The 23,710-nt window shown below is 38.0% G+C and carries 22 protein-coding genes and 1 tRNA gene; 20 read left to right on the forward strand and 3 right to left on the reverse strand.

All coding sequences use genetic code 11. The features are described 5' to 3' along the window. Positions 1-112: 112 nt before the first annotated feature. Positions 113-991 carry a succinate--CoA ligase subunit alpha gene (gene sucD / locus ACO1O5_RS14710; protein ID WP_486271473.1) on the forward strand — a complete coding sequence of 293 codons (879 nt, stop codon included), beginning with the start codon at positions 113-115 and terminating at the stop codon, positions 989-991. Between the two features lie 90 nt (positions 992-1,081). Here the strand turns inward: sucD and ACO1O5_RS14715 are convergent, their stop codons facing one another. After that, complete coding sequence (locus ACO1O5_RS14715; protein WP_486271475.1) at positions 1,082-1,738, reverse strand: heme exporter protein CcmB; 657 nt, start codon at positions 1,736-1,738, stop codon at positions 1,082-1,084. A gap of 42 nt (positions 1,739-1,780) precedes the next feature. After that, positions 1,781-2,356: a thymidine kinase gene (locus tag ACO1O5_RS14720; RefSeq protein ID WP_486271476.1), complete on the reverse strand. Its 576-nt coding sequence runs from the start codon at positions 2,354-2,356 to the stop codon at positions 1,781-1,783. Between the two features lie 128 nt (positions 2,357-2,484). Here ACO1O5_RS14720 and ACO1O5_RS14725 point away from each other — a divergent pair, with 128 nt between their 5' ends. After that, on the forward strand, positions 2,485-3,225 hold the full coding sequence (locus ACO1O5_RS14725; RefSeq protein ID WP_486271478.1) for a hypothetical protein: 741 nt from the start codon (positions 2,485-2,487) through the stop codon (positions 3,223-3,225). Here ACO1O5_RS14725 and ACO1O5_RS14730 read toward each other — a convergent pair. After that, positions 3,198-4,460, reverse strand: a complete 1,263-nt coding sequence (locus ACO1O5_RS14730; protein ID WP_486271479.1) for a 3-deoxy-D-manno-octulosonic acid transferase — start codon at positions 4,458-4,460, stop codon at positions 3,198-3,200. The two genes, ACO1O5_RS14725 and ACO1O5_RS14730, sit on opposite strands and share 28 nt — an antisense overlap. A gap of 115 nt (positions 4,461-4,575) precedes the next feature. Between ACO1O5_RS14730 and ACO1O5_RS14735 the strand changes: the two genes are divergently transcribed. From ACO1O5_RS14735 to ACO1O5_RS14820, 18 genes are all read left to right on the forward strand, one after another. Then, positions 4,576-5,706, forward strand: coding sequence for a DegT/DnrJ/EryC1/StrS family aminotransferase (locus tag ACO1O5_RS14735; protein WP_486271481.1), 1,131 nt, complete (start codon positions 4,576-4,578; stop codon positions 5,704-5,706). 3 nt (positions 5,707-5,709) lie between these two features. Further along, positions 5,710-7,056 (forward strand): UDP-glucose dehydrogenase family protein, encoded by a 1,347-nt coding sequence (locus ACO1O5_RS14740; RefSeq protein WP_486271483.1) that lies wholly within the window; start codon positions 5,710-5,712, stop codon positions 7,054-7,056. Between the two features lie 33 nt (positions 7,057-7,089). Beyond that, positions 7,090-8,073 (forward strand): UDP-glucuronic acid decarboxylase family protein, encoded by a 984-nt coding sequence (locus ACO1O5_RS14745; RefSeq protein WP_486271484.1) that lies wholly within the window; start codon positions 7,090-7,092, stop codon positions 8,071-8,073. A 74-nt stretch (positions 8,074-8,147) separates the two neighbouring features. Further along, on the forward strand, positions 8,148-9,437 hold the full coding sequence (locus ACO1O5_RS14750) for a nucleotide sugar dehydrogenase (RefSeq protein WP_486271486.1): 1,290 nt from the start codon (positions 8,148-8,150) through the stop codon (positions 9,435-9,437). A 12-nt stretch (positions 9,438-9,449) separates the two neighbouring features. Then, positions 9,450-10,454: an SDR family oxidoreductase gene (locus ACO1O5_RS14755; protein WP_486271488.1), complete on the forward strand. Its 1,005-nt coding sequence runs from the start codon at positions 9,450-9,452 to the stop codon at positions 10,452-10,454. Positions 10,455-10,469: 15 nt separating this feature from the next. Further along, complete coding sequence (gene rfbC / locus ACO1O5_RS14760) at positions 10,470-11,030, forward strand: dTDP-4-dehydrorhamnose 3,5-epimerase (protein WP_486271490.1); 561 nt, start codon at positions 10,470-10,472, stop codon at positions 11,028-11,030. Between the two features lie 8 nt (positions 11,031-11,038). After that, positions 11,039-11,938, forward strand: a complete 900-nt coding sequence (gene rfbD / locus ACO1O5_RS14765; RefSeq protein ID WP_486271492.1) for a dTDP-4-dehydrorhamnose reductase — start codon at positions 11,039-11,041, stop codon at positions 11,936-11,938. A gap of 97 nt (positions 11,939-12,035) precedes the next feature. Next, on the forward strand, positions 12,036-14,846 hold the full coding sequence (locus tag ACO1O5_RS14770) for a M16 family metallopeptidase (protein ID WP_486271494.1): 2,811 nt from the start codon (positions 12,036-12,038) through the stop codon (positions 14,844-14,846). Between the two features lie 134 nt (positions 14,847-14,980). Then, positions 14,981-15,307 carry an MmcQ/YjbR family DNA-binding protein gene (locus ACO1O5_RS14775; protein WP_486271496.1) on the forward strand — a complete coding sequence of 109 codons (327 nt, stop codon included), beginning with the start codon at positions 14,981-14,983 and terminating at the stop codon, positions 15,305-15,307. Between the two features lie 79 nt (positions 15,308-15,386). Continuing rightward, complete coding sequence (locus tag ACO1O5_RS14780; protein WP_486271498.1) at positions 15,387-16,478, forward strand: LptF/LptG family permease; 1,092 nt, start codon at positions 15,387-15,389, stop codon at positions 16,476-16,478. 127 nt (positions 16,479-16,605) lie between these two features. After that, positions 16,606-17,931 carry a citrate (Si)-synthase, eukaryotic gene (locus ACO1O5_RS14785; RefSeq protein ID WP_486271500.1) on the forward strand — a complete coding sequence of 442 codons (1,326 nt, stop codon included), beginning with the start codon at positions 16,606-16,608 and terminating at the stop codon, positions 17,929-17,931. A 50-nt stretch (positions 17,932-17,981) separates the two neighbouring features. Next, a tRNA-Ala gene (locus ACO1O5_RS14790) sits at positions 17,982-18,058 on the forward strand. 455 nt (positions 18,059-18,513) lie between these two features. After that, the gene (locus ACO1O5_RS14795; protein WP_486271502.1) at positions 18,514-19,059 is read left to right on the forward strand and encodes a YHS domain-containing (seleno)protein; all 546 of its coding nucleotides are present in this window, start codon (positions 18,514-18,516) and stop codon (positions 19,057-19,059) included. 140 nt (positions 19,060-19,199) lie between these two features. Further along, positions 19,200-19,913, forward strand: coding sequence for a YHS domain-containing (seleno)protein (locus tag ACO1O5_RS14800; protein WP_486271504.1), 714 nt, complete (start codon positions 19,200-19,202; stop codon positions 19,911-19,913). A gap of 53 nt (positions 19,914-19,966) precedes the next feature. After that, complete coding sequence (locus tag ACO1O5_RS14805) at positions 19,967-20,437, forward strand: GlcG/HbpS family heme-binding protein (protein ID WP_486271506.1); 471 nt, start codon at positions 19,967-19,969, stop codon at positions 20,435-20,437. 71 nt (positions 20,438-20,508) lie between these two features. Continuing rightward, positions 20,509-22,167: an SMP-30/gluconolactonase/LRE family protein gene (locus tag ACO1O5_RS14810; RefSeq protein WP_486271508.1), complete on the forward strand. Its 1,659-nt coding sequence runs from the start codon at positions 20,509-20,511 to the stop codon at positions 22,165-22,167. A gap of 45 nt (positions 22,168-22,212) precedes the next feature. Further along, positions 22,213-22,902, forward strand: a complete 690-nt coding sequence (locus ACO1O5_RS14815) for an SDR family NAD(P)-dependent oxidoreductase (protein WP_486271510.1) — start codon at positions 22,213-22,215, stop codon at positions 22,900-22,902. A 66-nt stretch (positions 22,903-22,968) separates the two neighbouring features. Further along, positions 22,969-23,679, forward strand: coding sequence for a CPBP family intramembrane glutamic endopeptidase (locus ACO1O5_RS14820; RefSeq protein ID WP_486271512.1), 711 nt, complete (start codon positions 22,969-22,971; stop codon positions 23,677-23,679). Positions 23,680-23,710: the final 31 nt, after the last annotated feature.

Raw genomic sequence — 23,710 nt, forward strand, 5'->3', positions numbered from 1 at the left:
AAATTAAGCGACCTCGGGTTATTTGATGGCGACGCATTTGGTTTCATAAATTAAAACAGTAATTGAAAGGTAAAATCATACTTTCCTATATTTGCCTACTTAAAATTTATTCATGTCAGTATTAGTAAATAAAAATTCAAAAATTTTAGTTCAGGGGTTTACCGGAACAGAAGGCACTTTCCATGCAACACAAATGATAGAATATGGAACAAATGTTGTCGGTGGCGTTACGCCAAATAAAGGCGGAACATTACATCTCGACAGGCATGTGTTTAACACGGTTGAAGAAGCTGTGAAAGCAACAGAGGCGGATGTAAGCATTATTTTCGTACCGCCAGCATTTGCAGCTGATGCCATTATGGAAGCAGCCGATGCCGGCATTGGCTTAATTGTTTGCATAACTGAGGGGATTCCGGTGCAGGACATGGTTAAAGTAAAAAGTTATTTGTTGGATACTAAATCGAGATTGATAGGACCTAATTGCCCGGGCGTTATAACTGCAGATGAATGCAAAGTTGGAATAATGCCGGGTTTCATTTTTAAGAAAGGAAGGATAGGCATCGTTTCAAAATCTGGAACGCTCACTTACGAAGCAGCCGACCAGGTTGCTAAGGCAGGTTTGGGTATCTCAACTGCTATCGGCATTGGCGGCGATCCGATTATAGGAACTACCACCAAAGAAGCTGTGGAACTTTTTATGAATGACAAAGACACAGACGGAATTGTGATGATTGGAGAAATAGGCGGCAGTATGGAAGCAGATGCTGCCAGGTGGATCAAGGCAAATTCAACAAAACCTGTTGTTGGTTTTATAGCTGGTCAAACGGCGCCGGCAGGAAGACGTATGGGCCACGCCGGTGCTATTGTTGGTGGAGCGGAAGATACTGCAGCAGCTAAAATGAAAATATTGGCTGAATGTGGTGTACACGTTGTGGCAAGCCCTGCTGATATTGGAAAAACGATGGCTGAAGTGATGAAGAAAGGTAAATAGTAATCTGCTCACTGCTATAAATTCATTTAACGTTTATTGTTTTTTTTTTCGTCTGTACAAATATTCCAAATACTTAAATTAGTTTATTGGTTAATCCTTCCATAAAAAGGGAAACAATACGATTGCCAATACAATCACCAACAGATCTAATCCAATTAATAAAAGTAAAATTTGTAACAAGGCTCCTTCACGAAAAACTTCGCCAAATGCAGATTTTGAAAGCCTTATCAATAATAACAATTGCGGGATAATTAATGGGAATCCAAGTATAGCCATTACCGCCGCATTTTGCTGAGCCTTTGCTGCAATGGCCGCCATCAATGTAAACACAAGGCTCAAACTTATGCCGCCCAGGCACGCAATACCTATAAATTCTAAATAATGCTCTATTGGATTGCCAAGTAAAATTCGAAAAAGAATAAGGCTTACCAATACCATCAAAAGCATAACGACAGTGCTATAGATAAGTTTGGCAATAATGAAACTTACAGGACTTGCTATTGAAAAAAAATAAATCATGCGCCCCTTACCTTCCTGTAAAAAACTTTTGGCAACTGCATTGATACATACAAACAATTGTATCATCCAGAAAATGCCGTTATATACGGTGCTTTCCGGCTGGCCCATAGCAAGGTAAAGTACAAATATGGTAGAGGCGACATAAAGCAATATTCCAAAAAAAGTATGCTGTTGCCTTAGTTCAAGTAAAAAATCCTTTTTCAATAAAGTAAATACGGACGAATTCATTTCTACTTATTTTGGTATTTGCTATCCTTCAAAAAAAATCTGTTAAATCGTATCACCTAACGCAGCACACTCCCGACAGCGTGGTTCATAAATATCTTTTTCACCCAACAACACTTGTCCGCCGCCGGCAATTTTACGATAACTAACGTTTGCAATGTTGCCACACTTCATACAAATTGCATGAAGCTTGGTTATATAATCTGCAATAGCCAATAAGTTGGGCATTTGCCCGAACGGCCTGCCGCGGTAATCCATATCAAGCCCCGCGACAATTACTCTAATTCCTCTTAATGCCAGCTTTTCACAAACGGTTGTAATTTGATCATCAAAAAACTGTGCTTCGTCAATACCTACCACATCGACATCATTAGCGAGCATCAATATAGTTTGCGAATTACTAACAGGTGTCGACTGTATTTTATTTTCGTCGTGGCTAACAATTTTTACTTCATCGTACCGAATATCAACGGCGGGCTTAAAGATCTCGGCTTTAAGGTTAGCAATTTCCACTCTTTTTAACCTCCTGATTAGTTCTTCGGTTTTTCCGCTGAACATACTTCCGCAAATAACTTCTATCCATCCCCTTTTTTCACCGTTATAATTTGGTTCTATGAACATTTTTTGTATTTCATTTTGAATTCAATTTGTAACTTAGCCTGATTGCAAGGTTAAAATGATTTTGTGTGAAATCAAAAACAAACATTTAATATCCTGCAAAATTCTAATTTAACGCACATACCACCCACATGGAAAGAGTGTCTACACTCATAAAAAAATTGCAAAAGCAGCTTGATGAAAAAGCATCTCCGCAAATGCTGTTGCATACGGTGCAAATGTTGCAAGCCGAATTGCAGAGCCAAACCGTGTCAACAAAAGAGGTGAGGCAAGATAAGGCATCTGTCATTATGCCACTTGCCTACAGCTCATTTCAGCAGGTTGTAACCGGTGGCAGACTGCGTTCAAATATGCAGGAAGAAAAAGTTGTTGAAGTATTGCAAGTAGACGAAAAGGCGATTGAGGAGGAACTTGAGCAGATAAAACGTAATGCGGAAGCGGTTAATTCAATGGGTAATTTTGCAAGGCCCAGGTACGTCTATGATCCTATTGAGGATGTACCAACACTTTCGCATCAAACACCGCTGCCTAATTCATCACCCGGTGGAAATATTGAAAATGCCTTTGAATACGCTGAACTTAACGACCGTCTTAAGGAAAAGAAAACGGAAATTTCAGAAAAGCTGACAGACGCACCAATTAAAGATCTCAAAAAGGCAATCGGCATCAATGACAGGTTTCTTTTCATAAACGAATTGTTCAGGGGCGATGAAGCCATGTATGAGAGAAGCATTAAAACCATTCAGAATTTTACAATATTTGCGGAAGCGGAATTTTGGATACGTAGAGAATTGAAAGTTAAGATTGGGTGGCACGATAACCACCCGGTTGTAAAGCAATTTGATCAATTAATAAGAAGACGGTTTTTTTGAATATAGTCTACCACTTTTTGTGATGCACCTGCGTTGTTATATACGTAATTTTTTGACGCTATTCCCCGGGATTCTATTTCAGCTTCTTTATCCAATAACCCGTTTACAACTTTCTCAAGTTCCAGAGCGTTTTCAATGCTGATAGCCCCGGAACATTCAACCAATTCTTCAGCTTCAAAATTCTTTTCATATTCCGGCCCAAAAATTACCGGCTTTCCATAAACTGCCGCTTCAAGTATATTATGCAATCCGTTGTAACCAAATCCCCCGCCAACATAAGTAATAGTGGCATATTTATACAGTCTTGAAAGGATGCCTATATTATCGATGATAAGGCAGTTGGCCTTCCCAAACCCCTCCTGGGTGGGGGCTTCCATCAATTCTGAATAAAACAAGGAGCCGGGAAATTCTTTTCTTACGTCGGTAAGATTTTCATCATCAATTTCATGAGGAGCAATAATAAATTTTATCTCAGGATGTGTTTTTACAAAATGAGTCCACTCAGCTTCATCGTCTTCCCAGGTGCTACCTGCGACAACCACTTTATTACTTCCGCAGAAACTGGCTATGCCAGGAACTTCAATAAAATTTTCGGCAATGTTGATTACGCGGTCGCACCTGGTGTCGCCGGAAACGCTGATTTTTTCTTCAGCAATTAATTTTTGAATCTGGTTCTTAGAGGAGAGGTTTTGAACAAAGAAATGCGAAAAAGATTCAAGCATTTTTCTATATAAAGTACCATACCATTTAAAAAATATTTGGCTCTTACTATACACTCCTGAAATTAATAACAACGGGATATTTCTTCTTTTTATTTCTCTTAAATAGTAATACCAATATTCGTATTTTACCCACAGTACCAAATCCGGTTTTAAAATATCCAGCAGTTTGCTTGCATTTTCAGCAGAATCGATAGGCATATAATACACCTGCTTAAAATCTTTATCCCGTTTGGCAATTTCATAACCTGAAGGAGAAAAAAAAGAAATGACAATCGTTGTTTCGGGATAATTCTCTGCTATTTTTTTTAATACGGGACGACCCTGTTCAAATTCCCCCAGGCTGGCACAATGCATCCATACTTTTTTTCCAGCTCCAGCTACATAGGTTTCATTCAAATAATTAAACAGATTTTTTCGGCCATTAACCCACAGCTTTGCCTTCTTATTCCAGGCTGAAACTAAACGAATTCCGAGGGAGTAAATTACCAGGAAGAGATTGTACAATAAAATCAAGACGTATTATTTTATTACAAATCTAATTTCTTAATAATAAATAGATGCTTCCTAATTTTCGAAATTTCCTTTTCATGTATCAAATGCTATCTTTGCGCCTCTTAAAAACATTTGTATGAAACCAATTCAAATGGTTGATTTGAAGCAGCAATATTTTAAAATAAAAAATGAAATAGATGCAGCCGTTATGGGTGTTATTGAAAGCACTTCTTTTATTGGAGGTCCCCAGGTAGGGGCATTTGCTCAAAATCTTTCGCAATACCTCGGCATTAACCACGTAATTCCCTGTGCTAATGGCACCGATGCACTTCAAATTGCCATGATGGCGCTTGGTCTTGAACCTGGAGATGAGGTTATAACGCCTTCTTTCACCTACATTGCCACAACCGAAGTAATTGCCCTTTTAAAATTGAAACCGGTATTTGTGGAAGTAGATACTCAAACGTTTTGCATAGAACCAGAAGCAATTAGAAAAGCCATTACTCCAAAAACAAAGGCCATCGTTCCGGTTCATTTATATGGCCATTCTGCCAAAATGGAAGAGATAATGGCAATTGCTAACGAGCACAATTTATTTGTGATTGAAGATAATGCCCAGGCAATTGGCGGAGATTATTATTTTAAAAATGGTATTTCAAAGAAAACGGGAACTATCGGCCATATTGGATGTACATCTTTTTTTCCCAGTAAGAATTTAGGTTGTTATGGTGATGGAGGCGCAATTTGTACGAACGATGATGAACTTGCTGAAAAATTAAAAATGATTGCCAACCACGGACAGAGTAAGAAATATTATCATGATGTGGTAGGATGCAATTCCAGGTTAGATGCGCTACAGGCCGCAATATTAAATATCAAACTGCCGTTTTTGGACTCGTATATTGATGCCAGGATAAAGGCTGCTGACTTTTATGATAAAGCATTTGCCGGAAATGAAAAAATTACCACTCCCTATCGTGCAGCGTATTGTAAACACGTTTTTCATCAATATACTATGATACTCAATAATGTAAATAGGGAAGAATTGGTAAGCTTTTTAGCCGAAAATAATATTCCATCGATGCTATATTATCCTGTGCCGGCACACAGACAAAAAATGTTTGCTTCATTTGGCAGCAGTAATATTAATCTTGAAAAGACTGACTGGCTAACCCATAGAGTAATATCATTGCCAATACATACGGAGCTTGATGAAGAACAACAAGATTTTATTACTCAAAAAGTTTTAGAGTTCGTAAAAAAATAGCCCATGAATATATCAGTAATAGGGACAGGTTATGTAGGATTAGTAACAGGCACCTGTTTTGCGGAAACGGGGAATATGGTAACGTGTGTAGACATAGACGAGAAAAAAGTAAAGAAATTATCATCAGGCAAGGTTACCATTTACGAACCCGGACTAGAAAAGATATTTGAGAGAAATGAAAAAGAAGGGCGCTTAAAATTTACTACCTCGCTGGAAGAAGGAATAAAAGATGCGAGGATCATATTTCTCGCTTTGCCCACGCCGCCCGGCGGAGATGGCAGTGCCGATTTAAGTTACGTATTAGATGTTTCAAAAAACATTGGCACTTTATTACAAAAAGGCGATTATAAAATTATTATAGATAAGAGCACCGTACCGGTGGGTACCGCCGATAAAGTGCACCACAATATTTTAACCAATTTACAGGCAAGAGATATCAGCAACCCGGAAGAACTATTTGATGTAGTAAGCAACCCCGAGTTTTTACGGGAAGGCGTAGCCGTAGAAGATTTTATGAAGCCAAACCGCGTGGTAATCGGTACTTCATCAGAGAGAGCCAAGAAATTGTTGGGGGAATTATATGCGCCCTTTGTTCGGCAGGGAAACCCGGTTATTTACATGGACGAAAGATCAGCAGAGCTTACCAAGTATGCGGCCAATTCTTTTTTGGCAACAAAAATTTCGTTTATGAACGAAATAGCCCAGCTATGCGAAAGGCTGGGCGCCGATGTGGACATGGTAAGGCGTGGTATGGGAAGTGATGAAAGGATAGGCAAGAGATTTTTATTTCCAGGCATCGGCTATGGTGGCAGTTGCTTTCCCAAAGACGTACAGGCACTGGCGCAATCAGCAAAGCAGGCCGACTATGAATTTAAGATATTAGAGGCGGTGATGGAAGTTAATGAAAATCAAAAAAAGCATTTGCTTCCAAAAATATATTCCTATTTCAACAATGATTTAAAAGGGAAGAAAATTGCCTTATGGGGATTAGCGTTTAAACCCAATACCGATGATATTAGGGAAGCCTCTGCGTTGAAATTAATAGAAGAACTCACGGCAGCTGGTGCAACTATATCGGCCTACGATCCTGAAGCTATGGCCAATGTAAAAAGAGAAATAGGAAATAAGATTATCTATGCCGACAATCAATACCAGGCACTGGAAGAAGCAGATGCCTTGCTGATAGCTACGGAGTGGAGTGAATTCAGGACACCGGATTTTATTAAGATAAAATCCTTGCTAAAAAAGCCGGTAATATTCGACGGAAGAAATCTTTTTGAATTATACCAGATGGAAGAAAGAGGATTTCACTATGTAAGTATTGGAAGAAAAACAATCGAGTTAACATAGAAGAAAAGAATAAACAGTTTAAAATAAGATAAAGTGGCCAAACAAAGAGTACTGATAACAGGTGCAGCCGGATTTTTAGGTTCCCATCTTTGCGACCGGTTTGTAAAAGAAGGTATGCATGTAATAGGCATGGATAATTTAATTACCGGAGATTTAAAAAACATTGAGCATTTATTTAGACTGGAAGACTTTGAATTTTATCATTGCGATGTATCCAAATTTATCCATGTATCAGGCAAGTTGGATTACATTTTAAATTTTGCGTCACCTGCCAGCCCGATCGATTATTTAAAAATCCCGATACAAACTTTAAAAGTAGGATCGTTAGGTACCCATAATTGTTTAGGATTAGCGTTGTCAAAAAAAGCAAGAATATTAGTGGCATCAACAAGTGAAGTGTACGGTGATCCGTTAGTTCATCCGCAAAACGAAGAATATTGGGGCAATGTAAATCCTGTTGGGCCAAGAGGAGTTTACGACGAAGCCAAGCGATTCCAGGAAGCCATTACTATGGCTTACCATACTTTTCATGGATTAGAAACAAGAATAGTAAGAATATTTAATACCTATGGCCCACGGATGCGGTTAAACGATGGAAGAGCCTTACCCGCGTTTATAGGCCAGGCGCTTCGAGGCGAAGACCTGACCGTATTTGGCGATGGCAGCCAGACAAGAAGTTTTTGTTATGTAGACGATTTGGTAGACGGAATCTACCGGTTATTAATGAGCGATTATGCCAGGCCGGTAAACATAGGCAACCCCGACCAGATAACGCTAAAGGAATTTGCCGAAGAAATAATAGCCCTTACCGGCACCAAACAAAAGATAGTATATAAACCATTACCACAAGACGATCCTAAACAGCGCCAGCCCGACATTACGCTTGCCAAAAAGTTATTAGGATGGGAACCAAAAGTAAATCGTGCCGGAGGATTAAAAATTACGTATGAATATTTTAAATCTCTACCAAAAGAAGATTTATTTAAACAACCTAAAGAGTTTGAAAGTAAAAGATAAAATGGAGTTCTACATAGAGACCTCCGGATTCAATTATATATTATTAATAAAAATTTAGAACCCAACCCTTAAAAATGTACAGTGAATTAGTTGATAAGAAAAAAAAGCTGGCCGTAATAGGCCTTGGCTATGTAGGTCTGCCTATTGCACTTGAATTCTCTAAAAAAATATCAGTGATTGGCTTTGATATAAATGCAGCCAGGATCGAAATGATGATGAATGGTATTGATCCAAGCAAAGAATTAGAAAAGGAAGCTTTTAATAATTGCGATATAGAATTTACCAACAGCTTGGATAAGTTGCGGGAAGCAAACTTTTTTATAGTGGCTGTTCCAACACCTGTTGATAGCGATAATGTTCCGGATCTTGTTCCGGTTATTAAAGCAAGCGAAACCGTAGGTAAAGTTTTAAAAAAGGGCGACTATGTTGTCTATGAGAGTACTGTTTATCCTGGCTGCACCGAGGAGGATTGCCTTCCAATAATGGAAAATCTATCCGGGTTAAAATTAGGTACGGATTTTAAATTAGGTTATTCGCCGGAAAGAATAAATCCAGGAGATAAAGAACATACATTAAGCAGCATTGTAAAAGTGGTAAGTGGTTGCGATGAGGAAAGCCTTAATAACATCGCTAAAGTATATGAATTAGTAGTAAAGGCTGGCGTTCATAAAGCATCCAGTATTAAAGTTGCCGAGGCTGCAAAAATTATAGAAAACACACAGCGTGATTTGAACATTGCATTGATGAATGAGCTCTCAATAATTTTTGAGAAAATGAATATTAATACTTTTGAAGTATTAGAAGCCGCCGGAACAAAGTGGAATTTCCTAAAGTTTCAACCGGGGCTTGTTGGCGGCCACTGTATTGGTGTTGACCCGTATTATCTTACCTATAAATCCAACAAGCTGGGTTATGATGCACAGGTAATTCTTGCCGGGCGTGCAATAAATGATGGAATGGCCGCACACATAGCAAAAAAGGTTTTGCAGCATATTATTCAAACCGGTATCGATGTTAAAACAGCTAAAGTGTTAGTAATGGGTGCCACTTTCAAAGAAAATGTAAGTGACATCAGGAACTCAAAAGTGGCGGACGTAATTAAAGAATTACAATCCTATTTATTACAGGTTCATGTAACGGATCCTCATGCTAACAGTGATGAATTGAATCACGAATATGGTTTCTGTCTTACCCCAGATCTGTCCGATAATTATGACGCTGTAATAATAGCCGTGCCTCATTTAGCTTATATGAGTATGGATGATGAAGCGTTTGTTGCAATAACTAAAACCGATGGAATTATTGCAGATGTAAAAGGAGTATATCGGGACAAAATTAGAAGCCGTAAATATTGGAGTCTATAAATAAATATAAAATTGGATAACATATTTCACAACGAAGATCTTAGTAATTCATCTTTTTTAGTTACTGGTGGTGCAGGTTTTATCGGTAGCCACATTGCAGAATATTTACTAAAAAATAAGGCTGGGAAAGTAAGGGTATTGGATAATATGGCAACAGGCCTTACATCTAATCTTGCAATATTAAGATCATACAATACATTCGAATTTATTGAAGGTGATATCAGGAACATCGATACTTGCAGAGAGGCCTGCAAAGGAATTCAGTTCGTTAGCCACCAGGCGGCGTTGGGTTCGGTACCGCGTTCTGTTAAAGAACCATTTGCAACAAACGATGTAAATGTTGGCGGGTTTGTTAATATGTTACAGGCAGCAGTTGAAAATAAAATAAGTCAATTTGTTTATGCATCTTCATCATCGGTTTATGGGGATGAGGTCACTCTGCCAAAAAAAGAAAACAGAATCGGTAAATGCTTATCACCTTACGCCGTTAGTAAAATGGCCAATGAATTATATGCTGATGTCTTTTCAAAAGTTTATAATATTCCTGTTCTTGGTTTTAGATATTTCAATATTTTTGGTCCGCGCCAGGACCCGAATGGACAATATGCCGCTGTAATTCCGCTCTTTGTAAAAGCGATTATCAATAAGGAAACTGCTTATATTAACGGTGACGGAGAACAAACCAGGGATTTTACTTACATTGAAAACGCTGTTCAGGTAAATATTAAAGGACTACTCAGCACCAATGACGAAGCCAAAAATAAAGTATATAACGTGGCAGTAGGCGAGAATTATTCAGTAAATTATTTGTACAATACAATACGGGAATATTTAAAAAGTGATATGAATGCCATTCACGCTAAGCCGAGGGAAGGAGACGTTCGAAATTCTCTTGCAGATATTTCTTTGGCAAAAGAATTACTTAATTATACTCCCACAACTAAATTCGATGGCGGACTCATAAAAACCATTGAATTCTTTAAGAAAATGTATACAGCCGAAAAGACAAACGTTTAAAATTAATTTCTTCGAATGCCATTTACAAAGACTATTTTTCCGGGATTACTAATTTATGAGCCGAAAGTTTTTGGAGATAACCGCGGCTACTTTTTTGAAAGTTATAATCAAAAGGTTTTTTCCGGAGAAAACATTGATATTGATTTTGTCCAGGATAACCAGGCGAGTTCTACATTTGGCGTAATACGTGGCCTTCACTTTCAACTGCAGCCGTATGCGCAAACAAAATTACTAAGAGTATTAAGCGGTAAAATTATAGATGCTGTCGTTGATCTCAGGAAAAATTCACCTACTTACGGCAAGGCATATACGATAGAATTATCTGCCGAAAATAAAAAGCAGCTTTTGGTTCCAAAAGGTTTTGCGCACGGTTATTCTGTAATAAGCGAAACGGCCGAAGTTTTTTACAAGTGTGATACTTTTTATAATAAGGAAAGTGAAGGAGGAATAGCATGGAACGAGCCATCGCTTAATATTAACTGGCAGGTTCCTGCAGAAAATGTAAAGGTCTCAGAAAAAGATTCCTTTTATCCTTCCCTCGAAAATTGTAAACATAATTTTGTATTTAATGGCTGAAAAATAACATGACTTTCTCCAGCGGCAATCATAAAACCACCATACTTGTAACAGGTGCAAACGGCCAATTGGGCAGCGAAATACGGCAGTTGGCAATACAGTATCCAAAGTATAATTTTTTATTTACCTCTAAAGATGAACTTGCTATTGAGAATGTTGGTGCTCTAAATAGTTTTTTTGAAAAACAGCAAATAGATTACTGCGTTAACTGTGCTGCTTACACCGCCGTTGATAAAGCGGAGACTGAAAAAGAAAAAGCTTTCCTTATAAATGCTGATGCTGCAGGTTTCCTGGCATCCATCTGCAACGATAATCACACAAAATTAATTCATGTTTCCACAGATTATGTTTATGATGGAACTTCACACCAGGCCTTAAAAGAAGAAGATGCAGTAGCACCTTTAAACGTTTATGGTTGGTCGAAGCTTAAAGGTGAGGAACTTGTATTGAAGAACAATCCTTCAGCACTTATTATAAGAACATCGTGGGTATATTCAATTTATGGAAGCAATTTTGTAAAAACTATGCTGCGTTTATTTAAAGAAAAGGAAAGCCTGAATGTTGTAAACGATCAGCAGGGATGTCCAACCTATGCAGCAGACCTTGCGCAAATAATAATGAACGTGATTGAAGGAACCGAAAATCATAACGACTATAACGGTATTGTAAATTATTGTAACGGAGGAGTAACTACCTGGTATGATTTTGCTTTGGCCATAAAGGAATTTGAAAGCAGCTCTTGCAAAATATTCCCGGTGCCCACCAGTCAATATCCAACACCCGCAAAACGGCCACTTTATTCAGTACTGGATACTTCCAAAATAAAAAAAATGCTTAATACTGATATTCCATCATGGAAAGAAAGTCTTCACAAATGCCTCAAAGCATACCACCAAGCAGGTAAGTAACGTATAGCGATAATACCCTTTATCCTTTTTAGGAAATTTTTGTTTTCTGTTCAATTATATTTGCGACTTCAATATTTTTTAAATCAAAACAGATATCATGAAATGTGCCAGGCTAATTATTTTCTTTCTTTTTATTTCCGTGTCCTCAACGTTTGCTCAACAAAATCTTAACGATACGCTGCCTGTTGATCCAAATGTAAAAATTGGAAAACTCAGTAACGGACTTACTTATTATATACGTCGAAATAAAAAGCCGGAGCAAAAAGTTGAATTACGGCTTGTAGTTAATGCAGGGTCAATTCTTGAAGACAACGACCAACAGGGCCTTGCGCATTTCAGTGAACACATGGCGTTTAACGGAACTACACATTTTAAGAAAAATGATATCGTTTCATTTCTGCAAACAATAGGTGTTGGTTTCGGTAATGATTTAAATGCCAATACTAGTTTCGATCAAACGATATATATACTTCCTATTCCTACGGACAAGCCTGAAAACATTAATAAAGGTTTTGAAATATTGGAAGATTGGGCTCATAACGTAACGTACGATACTGATGATATTGATGGTGAAAGGCCGGTAGTACTTGAAGAAAGCCGTCTTGGTAAGGGGGCTAACGATCGCATGTATCGCAAAATTTATCCTAATGTTTTTGCGGGCTCACTCTATGCAAACCGTCTTCCAATAGGTTTAGACAGTATTATTAAAAATGCAAGCTATGCAACCATAAGAAGATTTTATAAAGATTGGTACAGGCCCGACTTGATGGCTGTTATTGTTGTTGGTGATATCGATCCTGCCAAAGCGGAAGAACTTATAAAAAAACATTTTGATGGCCTTACAAATCCGGAAAATGAAAGGCCAAGAATTCACCCTGGCATGCCACCGTACACGAAAGACCAGGCCCAGGTAGTTACCGACAAAGAGGCAACGAGTTATACCACTATTGTAAATTATTCCGCGGAACCAATACATCCGATAGTAACTCTTGAAGACTATAAAAAAGACCTTACCAAACAGATATTTACTACCCTGTTCAATCAGCGCCTGCGTGAACTTACGCAAAAAGAAAACCCGCCTTTTGTGTATGCATTCACTGACTTTGGTTCTTTTGCCCGTGGCTATGAATCGTTCGGTGCAAGTATTGGAACCGGTAGTAACGACTCTGTGACGGGCCTGAAAGCCTTTGAAGAAGAATTAGAACGTGTAAAGAAATATGGTTTTACGAAGCCTGAACTCGACAGGGCAAAAAGTAATTTGCTTAACCAGATGGACAAAATGTATAATGAAAAAAATAAAACAGAATCTGCGGATTATGTTTCTGAGTACATTCAAAACTTTTTGACTAAAGAACCGATTCCAGGTATTGAAAATGAATATAAATATTATAAAGAATTGCTGCCGCAAATTACAATTGACAATGTAAATGACATAAGCAAACAATTGCAGCAAGATCCAAAGCAATTTATCGCACTTCTTGGTCCTGAACCCTCATCCTCAAAGAGCTTACCCACAGACAATGATTTACTTGCTGTTGCATATGCCGCGGAAAAAATGGATGTTAAACCATACGAAGAAAAAGCAATTGCTTCATCTTTGATGACAACCTTGCCAAAGCCTGGGAAAATAATAAGCAGCAAAAAAAACAGTGAATTAGGTACTACAGAATTTACTTTAAGTAATGGTGTTACTGTTACCATAAAGCCAACCGATTTTAAGAACGATCAAATATTGATGAGTGCGATAAGACCCGGTGGAAAAAATAATTATGGACTAAAAGATAAGTACAATGCGCAATACGCTACGTCTGTAGTATCCAGTATGGGTGTTGGAAATTTTTCTCCCATCGATCTGCAGAAAGCACTGTCAGGTAAAACCGTAAAAGTTAACCCGGTAATTTCTGATATATCTGAGGGAATAAGTGGCAGCAGTTCCGTAAAAGACCTGGAGTCCATGATGCAACTAATGTACTTATATTTTACTGCCCCGCGTGTTGATACAAGTTTGTTTAAATCGTTTGTTCAAAAAAATAAAACGCAGCTTGCTTTTTTAAGTGCAAATCCGCAGGCTGTCTTTGTTGATACATTATATAAAGAGTTGTATCATAACAGCCCGCTTGCCCCTGTTGCAGTTCCAAAACCGGAATATTTTGATCAGATAAACCTTAACAGGTTAATGCAGATATACAAGGAAAGATTTGGAAATGCAAATGGCATGCATTTTACTTTTCTGGGAAGTTTTAAAGAAGATGAGTTGAAGCCCTTGCTGGAACGATATATCGCAAGTCTTCCTTCGTCACCAAAAAAATTCAGTTATGTTGATAATAAATTAAGACCTGCCCAGGGTAAAATTGATTTCACATTAAATAAAGGTAAAGAGCAGAAGAGTCTTATAGTGGGTGTTTATAGTGGCGATGTTCCTTATAGTGATGCACTTGATTTGAAAGCAGATGCCATAAGCGAAATATTAAACATCAGGATAATTGAAGAATTAAGAGAAAAAATCCAGGGAATTTATGGAGGAGGAACACAGGCGCAGGTTGAAAAATACCCTTATTCGCATTACACGTTTTTTCTTCAGTTGCCTTGCGGTCCGGAAAAGGTTGATACACTTTTATACGCTGCCCATAAAGAAATTCAAAACCTGATTAAAGACGGTCCTTCCAAAGAGAATCTTGAAAAAGTACAGCAGCAATGGAAAGAACAATATAAAACAGATGTAAAAGAAAATGGCACGTGGCTATCAGAACTTCAAAGCTTTTATTTTCCAGGCACCAATCCTGATTATTTTATCCATTATGAAAAACATGTAGATGCACTAACGCAAAAAGATATACAGGACGCTGCAAAATTATTGCTCACAACAAAAAATGTACTAACGGGAATTTTAATGCCGGAGAAAAAATAGATAATTGTCTTTAAATTAATCTCGACAGAAGCCATCTTAAGGGTGGCTTTTTGTTTGTATTTAGGAGGCTTTCTTCGCCGTATTCACTATTAGTACGCTGCGTGCTGGTGCCAGAGATTTTTTAAGTTTGCAAAATGAATATAGAAGAAATAAGAGAATATGCGCTTTCACTAAAAAATGTTAGTGAAGGTTTTCCCTTCGGAAATGATACACTCGTTTTTAAAGTAAACAACAAAAAAATTTTTTTGCTGGCATCTCTTTCATCAGAAGTTTTGCAATTCAATGTAAAATGCGATCCGGAATATGCTGTGGAATTGCGTGAACAATATTCGTGTATACTACCAGGTTACCATATGAACAAGGAACACTGGAACACAATAATTGTGGATGGGCAGCTCTCTTCTGCGCAATTGAAAGAATTCATAAAGGCCTCTTATAATTTAGTTGCTAAGAAGAAATAAGTGGTTTTAACAGACACTTCAATTTTCAGTTTAAATTTTAAATTACATTTGGTGCTCACTATTCACCGCTGAGTGTTGTATGAAAATTATAGATTGGTATATACTCAAAAAGTTTTTTCTAACTTTTTTCTTTTTCATTATAGCGCTTACCGTTTTAGTTATCATTGTAGACTTAAGTGAAAAAACTGATGACTTTGCCAAATCAAAGCTTCCTTATCAAACGATAATTACCCAATATTACTTTGGTTTTATTCCTCGCATTGATGCAATGCTTTTTCCACTTTTTATTTTTCTTTCAGTGATTTTTTTCACTTCAATTATGGCCAACCGTTCAGAGATTATTGCCATACTTAGTAGCGGAGTTAGTTTTAGCCGCTTCCTAAGGCCTTATATTTTTGGCGGATTGCTATTTACTATTTTCCTGTGGTGGTGTAATCAATATGTCCTTCCGGGAGCAAATCAAAAATGGGCAACATTTACTTCAAAATATATTGATTATAATTATGGAGGCTATCAAAACACTTCTACCATAAGCAATAAATATTTCAAGCTCGATTCATTTTCTTATGCAGGAGTAAGGTATTACGATACTATTAACCGTACAGGAAGTAATTTTTTTATACAAAGATTTAATAATACAAAGCTTGTTTATAATTTAAGGGCACAATCTTTTTCCTGGGATACGGCGACAAGACAATGGAAACTAGATAATATTATTGAGCGGCGCATTAATGGTTTGCACCAGGAGGTAAAACAGATTCCCGAAATGAAGATGAATTTCAATTTTAAACCACGCGACTTGCAGATAGACGAATACATGAAAGATAAACTTTCTACACCCGAATTATCTGAATTCATTCAACTTGAAAAATTGCGTGGCGCTGAGGATGTTAATACCCTGCTACTAGAAAAAAATAATAGGAACGCAAACCCGGTATCGGTCTTTATTCTTACGATTATTGGCGCGTCGGTCTCATCAAAAAAAATTCGTGGTGGAAGTGGCTTTCATTTGGCAATTGGCGTTATGATTTGTGTGTTATATATTTTAGTCGGTCGGTTCTCATCAGTGTTTTCAATGAAAGGAAACTTTAATCCCTTTGTAGCGGCATGGTTGCCCAATGCAGTCTTTGGCGCACTGGCATGGTATCTCTACCGCCGCAATTCAAGATGATGATTATTTACTTTACGTTATTAATAAGTGCAAATTAATATTTCATTTGTTTAACATTCTGTGTAATGTTAACTTTAGGGCTATTCGACTTTCACGAAATGCAATCACAATTTTAATTTTTTTAGCAATGGGTGTTATAAAAGATAAGTTTAAAGAAAAGGCTGATATTTTAGCTGCAGAAGTAAAAGATATTTTAAAAGAACATGGTGAAAAAGTTATTGGAGAAGTTAAGCTTGCTCAAATTTACCAGGGTATGCGGGGCATGACAGGCCTGGTAACAGAAACGTCGTTACTCGATTCGCAACAGGGCATTAAGTTTAGAGGTTATTCGATACCCGAATTGCGCAAGAAATTACCGAAGGTAGATGGTGGAACGGAACCATTACCCGAAGGCTTATTTTATTTGATGCTGGTGGGCGAATTGCCTACCGACGAAGATGTGCATCATGTTACTAACGTATGGCAACGTCGCAGCCATGTGCCGGGCCATGTATTTCATACAATCGATGCCCTGCCTTTGAGTGCTCACCCGATGACACAATTTGTGGTAGCCATCATGGCATTGCAAACAGAAAGCCATTTTGCAAAACAATATGCCGCGGGTATGAGTAAGAAAGATTATTGGGCAGCGGTTTTTGATGACTCCATGGATCTTATTGCCCGCCTGCCACGGATAGCTGCGTATATCTATCGCCGTAAGTATAAGATGGGAAATCATATCCAGCCAAATGGCTTGCTCGACTGGGCAGGAAATTTTGCGCATATGATGGGTTTCGAAGATGAGAGTTTCAGGGAATTGATGCGTTTATATATGACCATACATTGCGATCATGAAGGAGGTAATGTTTCTGCACATGCAACGCATCTTGTGGGATCTGCCCTGAGCGATCCTTATCTTTCATTTGCGGCTGGCATGAATGGCCTCGCCGGACCTTTGCACGGCCTCGCTAACCAGGAAGTGATAAAATGGATCTTTGAAATGCGTGAGGAACTCAAGACGGAACTGCCCACTAAAAAGCAAATCCAGGCTTACGTGAAGAAGACGCTTTCAGAAGGAAAAGTGGTTCCGGGGTATGGACACGCGGTATTAAGGAAAACCGATCCCCGTTTTGAAGCTCAAATGGATTTTGGTAAAAAGCACATGCCTGATGATCCTTTGGTGCAAACTGTTTGGAATATTTATGAGGCAGTGCCGCCGATTTTGCAATCTATTGCTAAAATAAAAAATCCATGGCCGAACGTAGATGCACACAGTGGTGCTTTGTTGGTACATTATGGGATGGATGAATATGAATTTTACACAGTATTATTTGGCGTATCGAGATCATTGGGTGTGCTGGCAAGCCTTTGCTGGGACAGAGCGTTGGGCTTTCCACTTGAAAGGCCAAAATCTGTTTCGAACAGGTTGGTAAAACTTTGGTTGGAGGGAAAGGGGGAAATTTGGGGCGATTGATAAAAGTTTTTTATCAACGATTTTCAATTCTATATTTGCGCAATTATTTTGGGGGGTTAGCTCAGTTGGCTAGAGCGCTTGCATGGCATGCAAGAGGTCGTCGGTTCGACCCCGATACTCTCCACCAGATATTCAATGCATTATATATTAAATGAGAGTGCAATTTTTGGTAGGTAGAACTCAGGTAAAACCAAATTGAATAAATAGTCACTAAGTATTTAATCAAGAAGTCATTTAATTCCTCCTAAGATAATTTTATCCACATCCCGTTTTTTATTCGATTTTCTAATATTTATAGCGATTACAATATACCTTCAGCCAGATCAAATAATAACAAAAGCCTTTTAAGTATTCTATTAAGGCCAAATTGTTTTAATACTTACAGAATTACTGACACTTTTCTTTATGAAGAAATTTTATCCCATTTTTCAATTATTTGAGGCTTTATATTCTTCGTCTGTGAAGGATTATTGAAATTTGATAACTACAATATAAAACAACATCTGGGATAAATCTTTTCCTTTCTGTAAAACAACTGACATCATTTTTTTTCTCATGCATGTTCCTTTGCAGGAAAAAATTATGAAAAAGATTTTCTTTATTTCACTTCTCGTAACAACTGTTGCCATAGCAGTCTATTTAATTTTTTTTAAAGAGCCTGTCTTCCATGCGAAATCAGGGTTTCTTAACAACATTAACGATAAAGGCATTATTATGGAAGGGTACGACGCAGTTGCTTATTTCAGTGATAATAAACCGGTAAAGGGAAAAGCACAATTTTCTACGGAATATAACGGTGCTATTTATTGGTTTGCGTCACAGGATCATTTGGATCAATTTAAAAAAGAACCGCAAAAATTTGCACCACAATATGGAGCCTTCTGTGGCTACGCTGTAAGTATCGGCAAGTTAAGACCGGTGGATCCCACAATCTTTCAAATTGAAGAGGGACGTCTCATTCTTCAACATACTAAAGAAGCGTACGATCTTTTTAATGAAGATCTTAAAGGCAATACTGTAAAGGCCGATAAAAACTGGCCGGGCATAGTTGCTGACCATGTAGGCAAACCTGTGAAGTATGATAAGCAAGCGCCCGCTCCAACCGCATCAACAATTTCTTCTAAATAGTATCCCGTCTTTACAATCTCCTATTTGTAAGAAGCCTGACATTTATCAGGCTTTTTTTATCGTCTGCGATGAGTATTGTAAAGTAACCGACAGCAGGGGCTTTCATCTTACTATTTCTTTGCTGAAAAATTATTAATAAAATGAAAACAAATATTATGACATCGCAATTAAATGAATTGGTTAAAGAAAAAACAAACAAAAGCCGGGCTCTGAGAATGGTATCTATGATGCTGTTTGTAATACTCTGCGCTTTTATTGCACTTAATGTAAACGCCCAAAAATATCATGGGAAATTTTTAAATAACGTTGATGCAAACGGTGTAATCATAAACGGTTATGATCCTGTAGCATTCTTTACAGACAACAAACCCGTTAAAGGAAATGCGTCTTATTCATATAATTATGAAGACGCCACTTACTATTTTGCTTCACAAGAACATCTTGATCTTTTTAAAAATAATCCCGAAAAGTACAAACCCCAGTTTGGTGCATGGTGCGCTTATGCGGTATCGTTAGGAAGGACTGCTCCTATTGATGTGAAAACATTCAGTATAGTAAATGGCCGCCTGGTAATTCAACACAATCAAAAAGCAGTGCGGGGCTGGAATGATGATGTGCAGGGAAATCTAAAATTGGCTGACAGATACTGGCCGAGGGTAACTGCAAACGGCGGCAAACAAATTGCAACAGACGCAGAAATTAAAATGATATTATCGATATCGCTTGGGGCAATCATTGCTATCATAATTGCGGTTCGCTTAATTCAGATGTCTAAAAGATCAAGAAGAGCAGCGTACATAAAAAGTAAGGGCCCAAAACTACCCGAGAATTATTTTGAAGAAGTAATGTTCTAAAATAAAAAATTCGGTGAATTAAAAATTACTGATCACTCACTCAAAAATTTTATATGAAAAAATTATTATCGGTTTTAGCCCTCGTGGCGTACATCTCGTCGGCGTGTTTTGCTCAAACAATTACTTCAAAAAATATTACACTTGATGCAGCAAAAAAGGTGGTAGCCGAAGCAGTTAGGTACGCAAAAGAAAAATCCGCTCCCGGCAGTTCCATCGCTGTTGTCGATAATGGTGGCAACCTAGTTTACCTGGAAAGGTTGGATGGAACCTTTGCAGCCTCCGCCGAAGTAGCTATTAAAAAAGCAAATACGGCAGCCACATTTAAAGCGCCATCTTCTAAATTAGAAAATTCGATTAATGGTGGAAGACAAGCATTGATTACAGTAGGCCATACTTTTTTGCAGGGCGGCGTTCCTATTATTTATGGTGACGAAGTTATTGGTGCAATTGGCGTGAGCGGTAGTGCCAGCGCCCAGCAGGATGAAGACATCGCGATTGCCGGAAGCAAAATAAAAATTGATTAATTGAATATAAAGAGGAAACAAATTGTGCTTAATCAAACAATTACTTAACAACAATCACAATTAATAAGTCAATGATAAAAGTATATTCAATAATAAGAATCTATGTTATAATTCTTATTCTCTTGTTATTATCAGTCTTAGTTTTCTGCCAGGAAACGAGGCAACTCGCCAATGGCAGGCCTGACGCAATTGCAGATTTGAAAACCATAGAAGGTGCACAGTTAGTAAATGCTAAATGGTTTGCACAACCTGCTCACATAGAAGAAGCAAGTTTTAAGGCGCCGGGCGCCGGCGCCACTGATGCGATGAAGTTGTATCCGACCGGCATGAAAATAAGTACGCACACTTTGCATCCGCAAATAAATGCTTCTGATTTTGACAATGGCCTGGTTCCAATAAAACCAACGGATCTCGAAATGCGGGAGGGCATGGGATTAATTTCCGCAGCCTGGTATAAGGTTGAAGTAACCTTGCCTCAAACCGTAGGCAAACTTGCTGTAAATGGCTCCACTGCTGTGTTTGAAATAACGGTAGATGATTATAGCGAAATATGGGTTAATGGTAAACAGACGCGTGGCTTTGGCCAAAGTGGTAATGGTGTGATAAGTGGCTACAACACACGCAATCGTGTTATTCTTACGGATCATGCAATGCCGGGCGATAAATTTTCTATTGATGTTCTTGGTATTAATGGCCCGCTTGGAATGATACCTGAAAATTATATCTGGGTTCGCAATGCTGTTATTGATTTTTATAGAGAGCTTCCAGCAAATAAAGACTGGAAAAGTATTGGTAGAATTTATTCGATTGATGATAAGCTAAATACCATCATAACGCCGGGGACAAACGTAGAAAAAGTTGCAGACGGGTTCTCTTTTACCGAAGGCCCCGTTTGGCATCCCGATGGATATTTATTGTTTAGTGACCCAAATACAAACGTAATATATCGTTACGATCCCTTAAGTCATGATGTTTCTGTTTTTATGAGTCATAGTGGATATACAGGTGTAGATATTGGTGATTACGGGCAACCAGGCTCTAATGGTTTAACTATAGATAAAGAAGGAAGATTGATTGTTGACCAACATGGTAACCGCCGCGTGGTAAGGTATGAGAAGAAAGGCCCGGTAACTGTCCTGGCAGATAAGATCGATGGCAAACGTTTTAATAGCCCCAATGATATTGTATTAAAAAGTGATGGAACAGTTTATTTTACTGATCCCCCTTACGGCCTACCGGATTTTTTTAACGATAAAAGAAAAGAACTGGATTACTCGGGCGTATTCATGATAAAAAAAGGTAAGGTGCAACTGGTTTCAAAAGATTTGGGTGGCCCTAATGGCCTGGCATTTTCGCCCGATGAAAAATATTTTTATGTAACCAATTGGGATATCCGCGATATTCATCACACCAAAACATTATGGCGCTATGAAGTGCAGCCCGATGGAACGTTGAAAAATGGAAAGATATTTTTTGACTTCAATTTTACAGAAGATGATGAAGCGTTGGACGGAATGAAAGTAGATAAACAGGGAAATCTCTTTGTGTCAGCGCCGGGCGGCGTTTGGATTCTTTCGCCCGATGCAAAATTGTTAGGGAAAATAGTAACACCAGAGCGCCCCGCAAATATGGCCTGGGGCGATGAAGACGGGAAAACATTATACCTCACTGCGCATACCGGCTTATATAAAATAAGAATCAATACCGGTGGAAAATTTAGCTGGCAATAATATAGACCTAACGCGGAACTGTAAACGAAAATTTAAAATAACAAAATGAAAGTAGCTATAGTAACAGGCGCCTCAGGAAATATGGGGCAGGCGGTAATAAGAAAATTTATTTGTGGCGGATATTATGTAGTGGGGACGATTATACCAAATGACCAAACTCCTTTGGATTATCCTGCTGATAAGTTTGAGAAGGTTGTTGTCGATCTGACAGATGAAAATGATTCGCAAAAGTTTGTTGATACTGTTACTGAAAAGTATGGCAGTATAGATGCAGCGGTACTAACAGTCGGCGGATTTGCATTAGGAAAAATTGAAGAAACAAAAACAGCGGATATTTTAAAACAATATAAATTAAACTTTGAGACAGCCTATAATGTTGCCCGCCCCGCATTCTTCCAGATGATGAAAAAAAATAATGGAAGAATTTTTATTATAGGATCAAAACCCGGCCTTGATGCGAGAGATGGAAAGGGGATGGTTGCGTACGGGCTCGCCAAATCTTTGGTTTTTCGTTTAGCCGAATTGATGAATGATGAGGCAAAAGGAAAAAATGTGGTTACGACCGTGGTAGTGCCTAGCACGATTGATACGCCATTTAACCGAAAATCAATACCCGGCGCTGATTTTAACGACTGGGTAAAACCGGAGGCAATTGCAGATGTTATACACTGGCATTGCACACCTGAAGCTAACTCACTTCGTGAGCCTGTTTTGAAAATTTATAATAACGCATAAACTATTAGAATCTCTGAATTGAAGTCTGAATGCTGCATTATAAAATGTCATAACAAACAGAAAAACATGAAACAGTTAAGCAAGTTTAATGCAATTAGCTTTCATCTTTATCCCGGAATTATCATTACAATTGGATTTATTTTTTTGGCGCCATTCGTAATGCAATTTGGGTTTCCTCCGCAGTTTGGAATGTTACTTTCAATTATATTGATTGCTGTGCCTTTATTAGTTGTTCACATGTTTAGTGCAAAAAAAAGTGAAAACAAAAAAAATATTTTTGAACTGAACAGATACAACCAAAAACTTCCTATAAGCAAATTAATATTATACTCTGTTGGCCTTGTGGTATTTGCTTTTTTGGTATGGGGCGGTACTCAACCTTTGAATATCATTATTAGTCAAAAGTTATTGAAATGGTTTCCCGCGTGGTACACCGGGCAGAGCCTTTCGGGGTATGGTAAGAATAAAATTTTAATTACACTAATTTTCAATTTACTGCTGAATGGTTTTTTGGCACCATTTATTGAAGAGTTCTATTTTCGCGGGTATTTACTTCCACGAATGCATAACTGGGGCATATCTGCATTTGCTTTGAACGCTGTTCTTTTTACATTGTATCATTTTTGGCAGCCTTATATTTATTTAACCCTTTTTTTATCACTTTTGCCAATGACATGGTTGGTTTGGAAAACAAAAGACATACGACTTTCTATTCTTACCCACAGCCTGTTAAATCTCATCGGTGCACTTTTATCATTTGGATTACTCTATAAATAATTCCTATGCAATTTTTAGGAGGCATCAAATG

The sequence above is a fragment of the Ginsengibacter sp. genome, assembly GCF_057362405.1.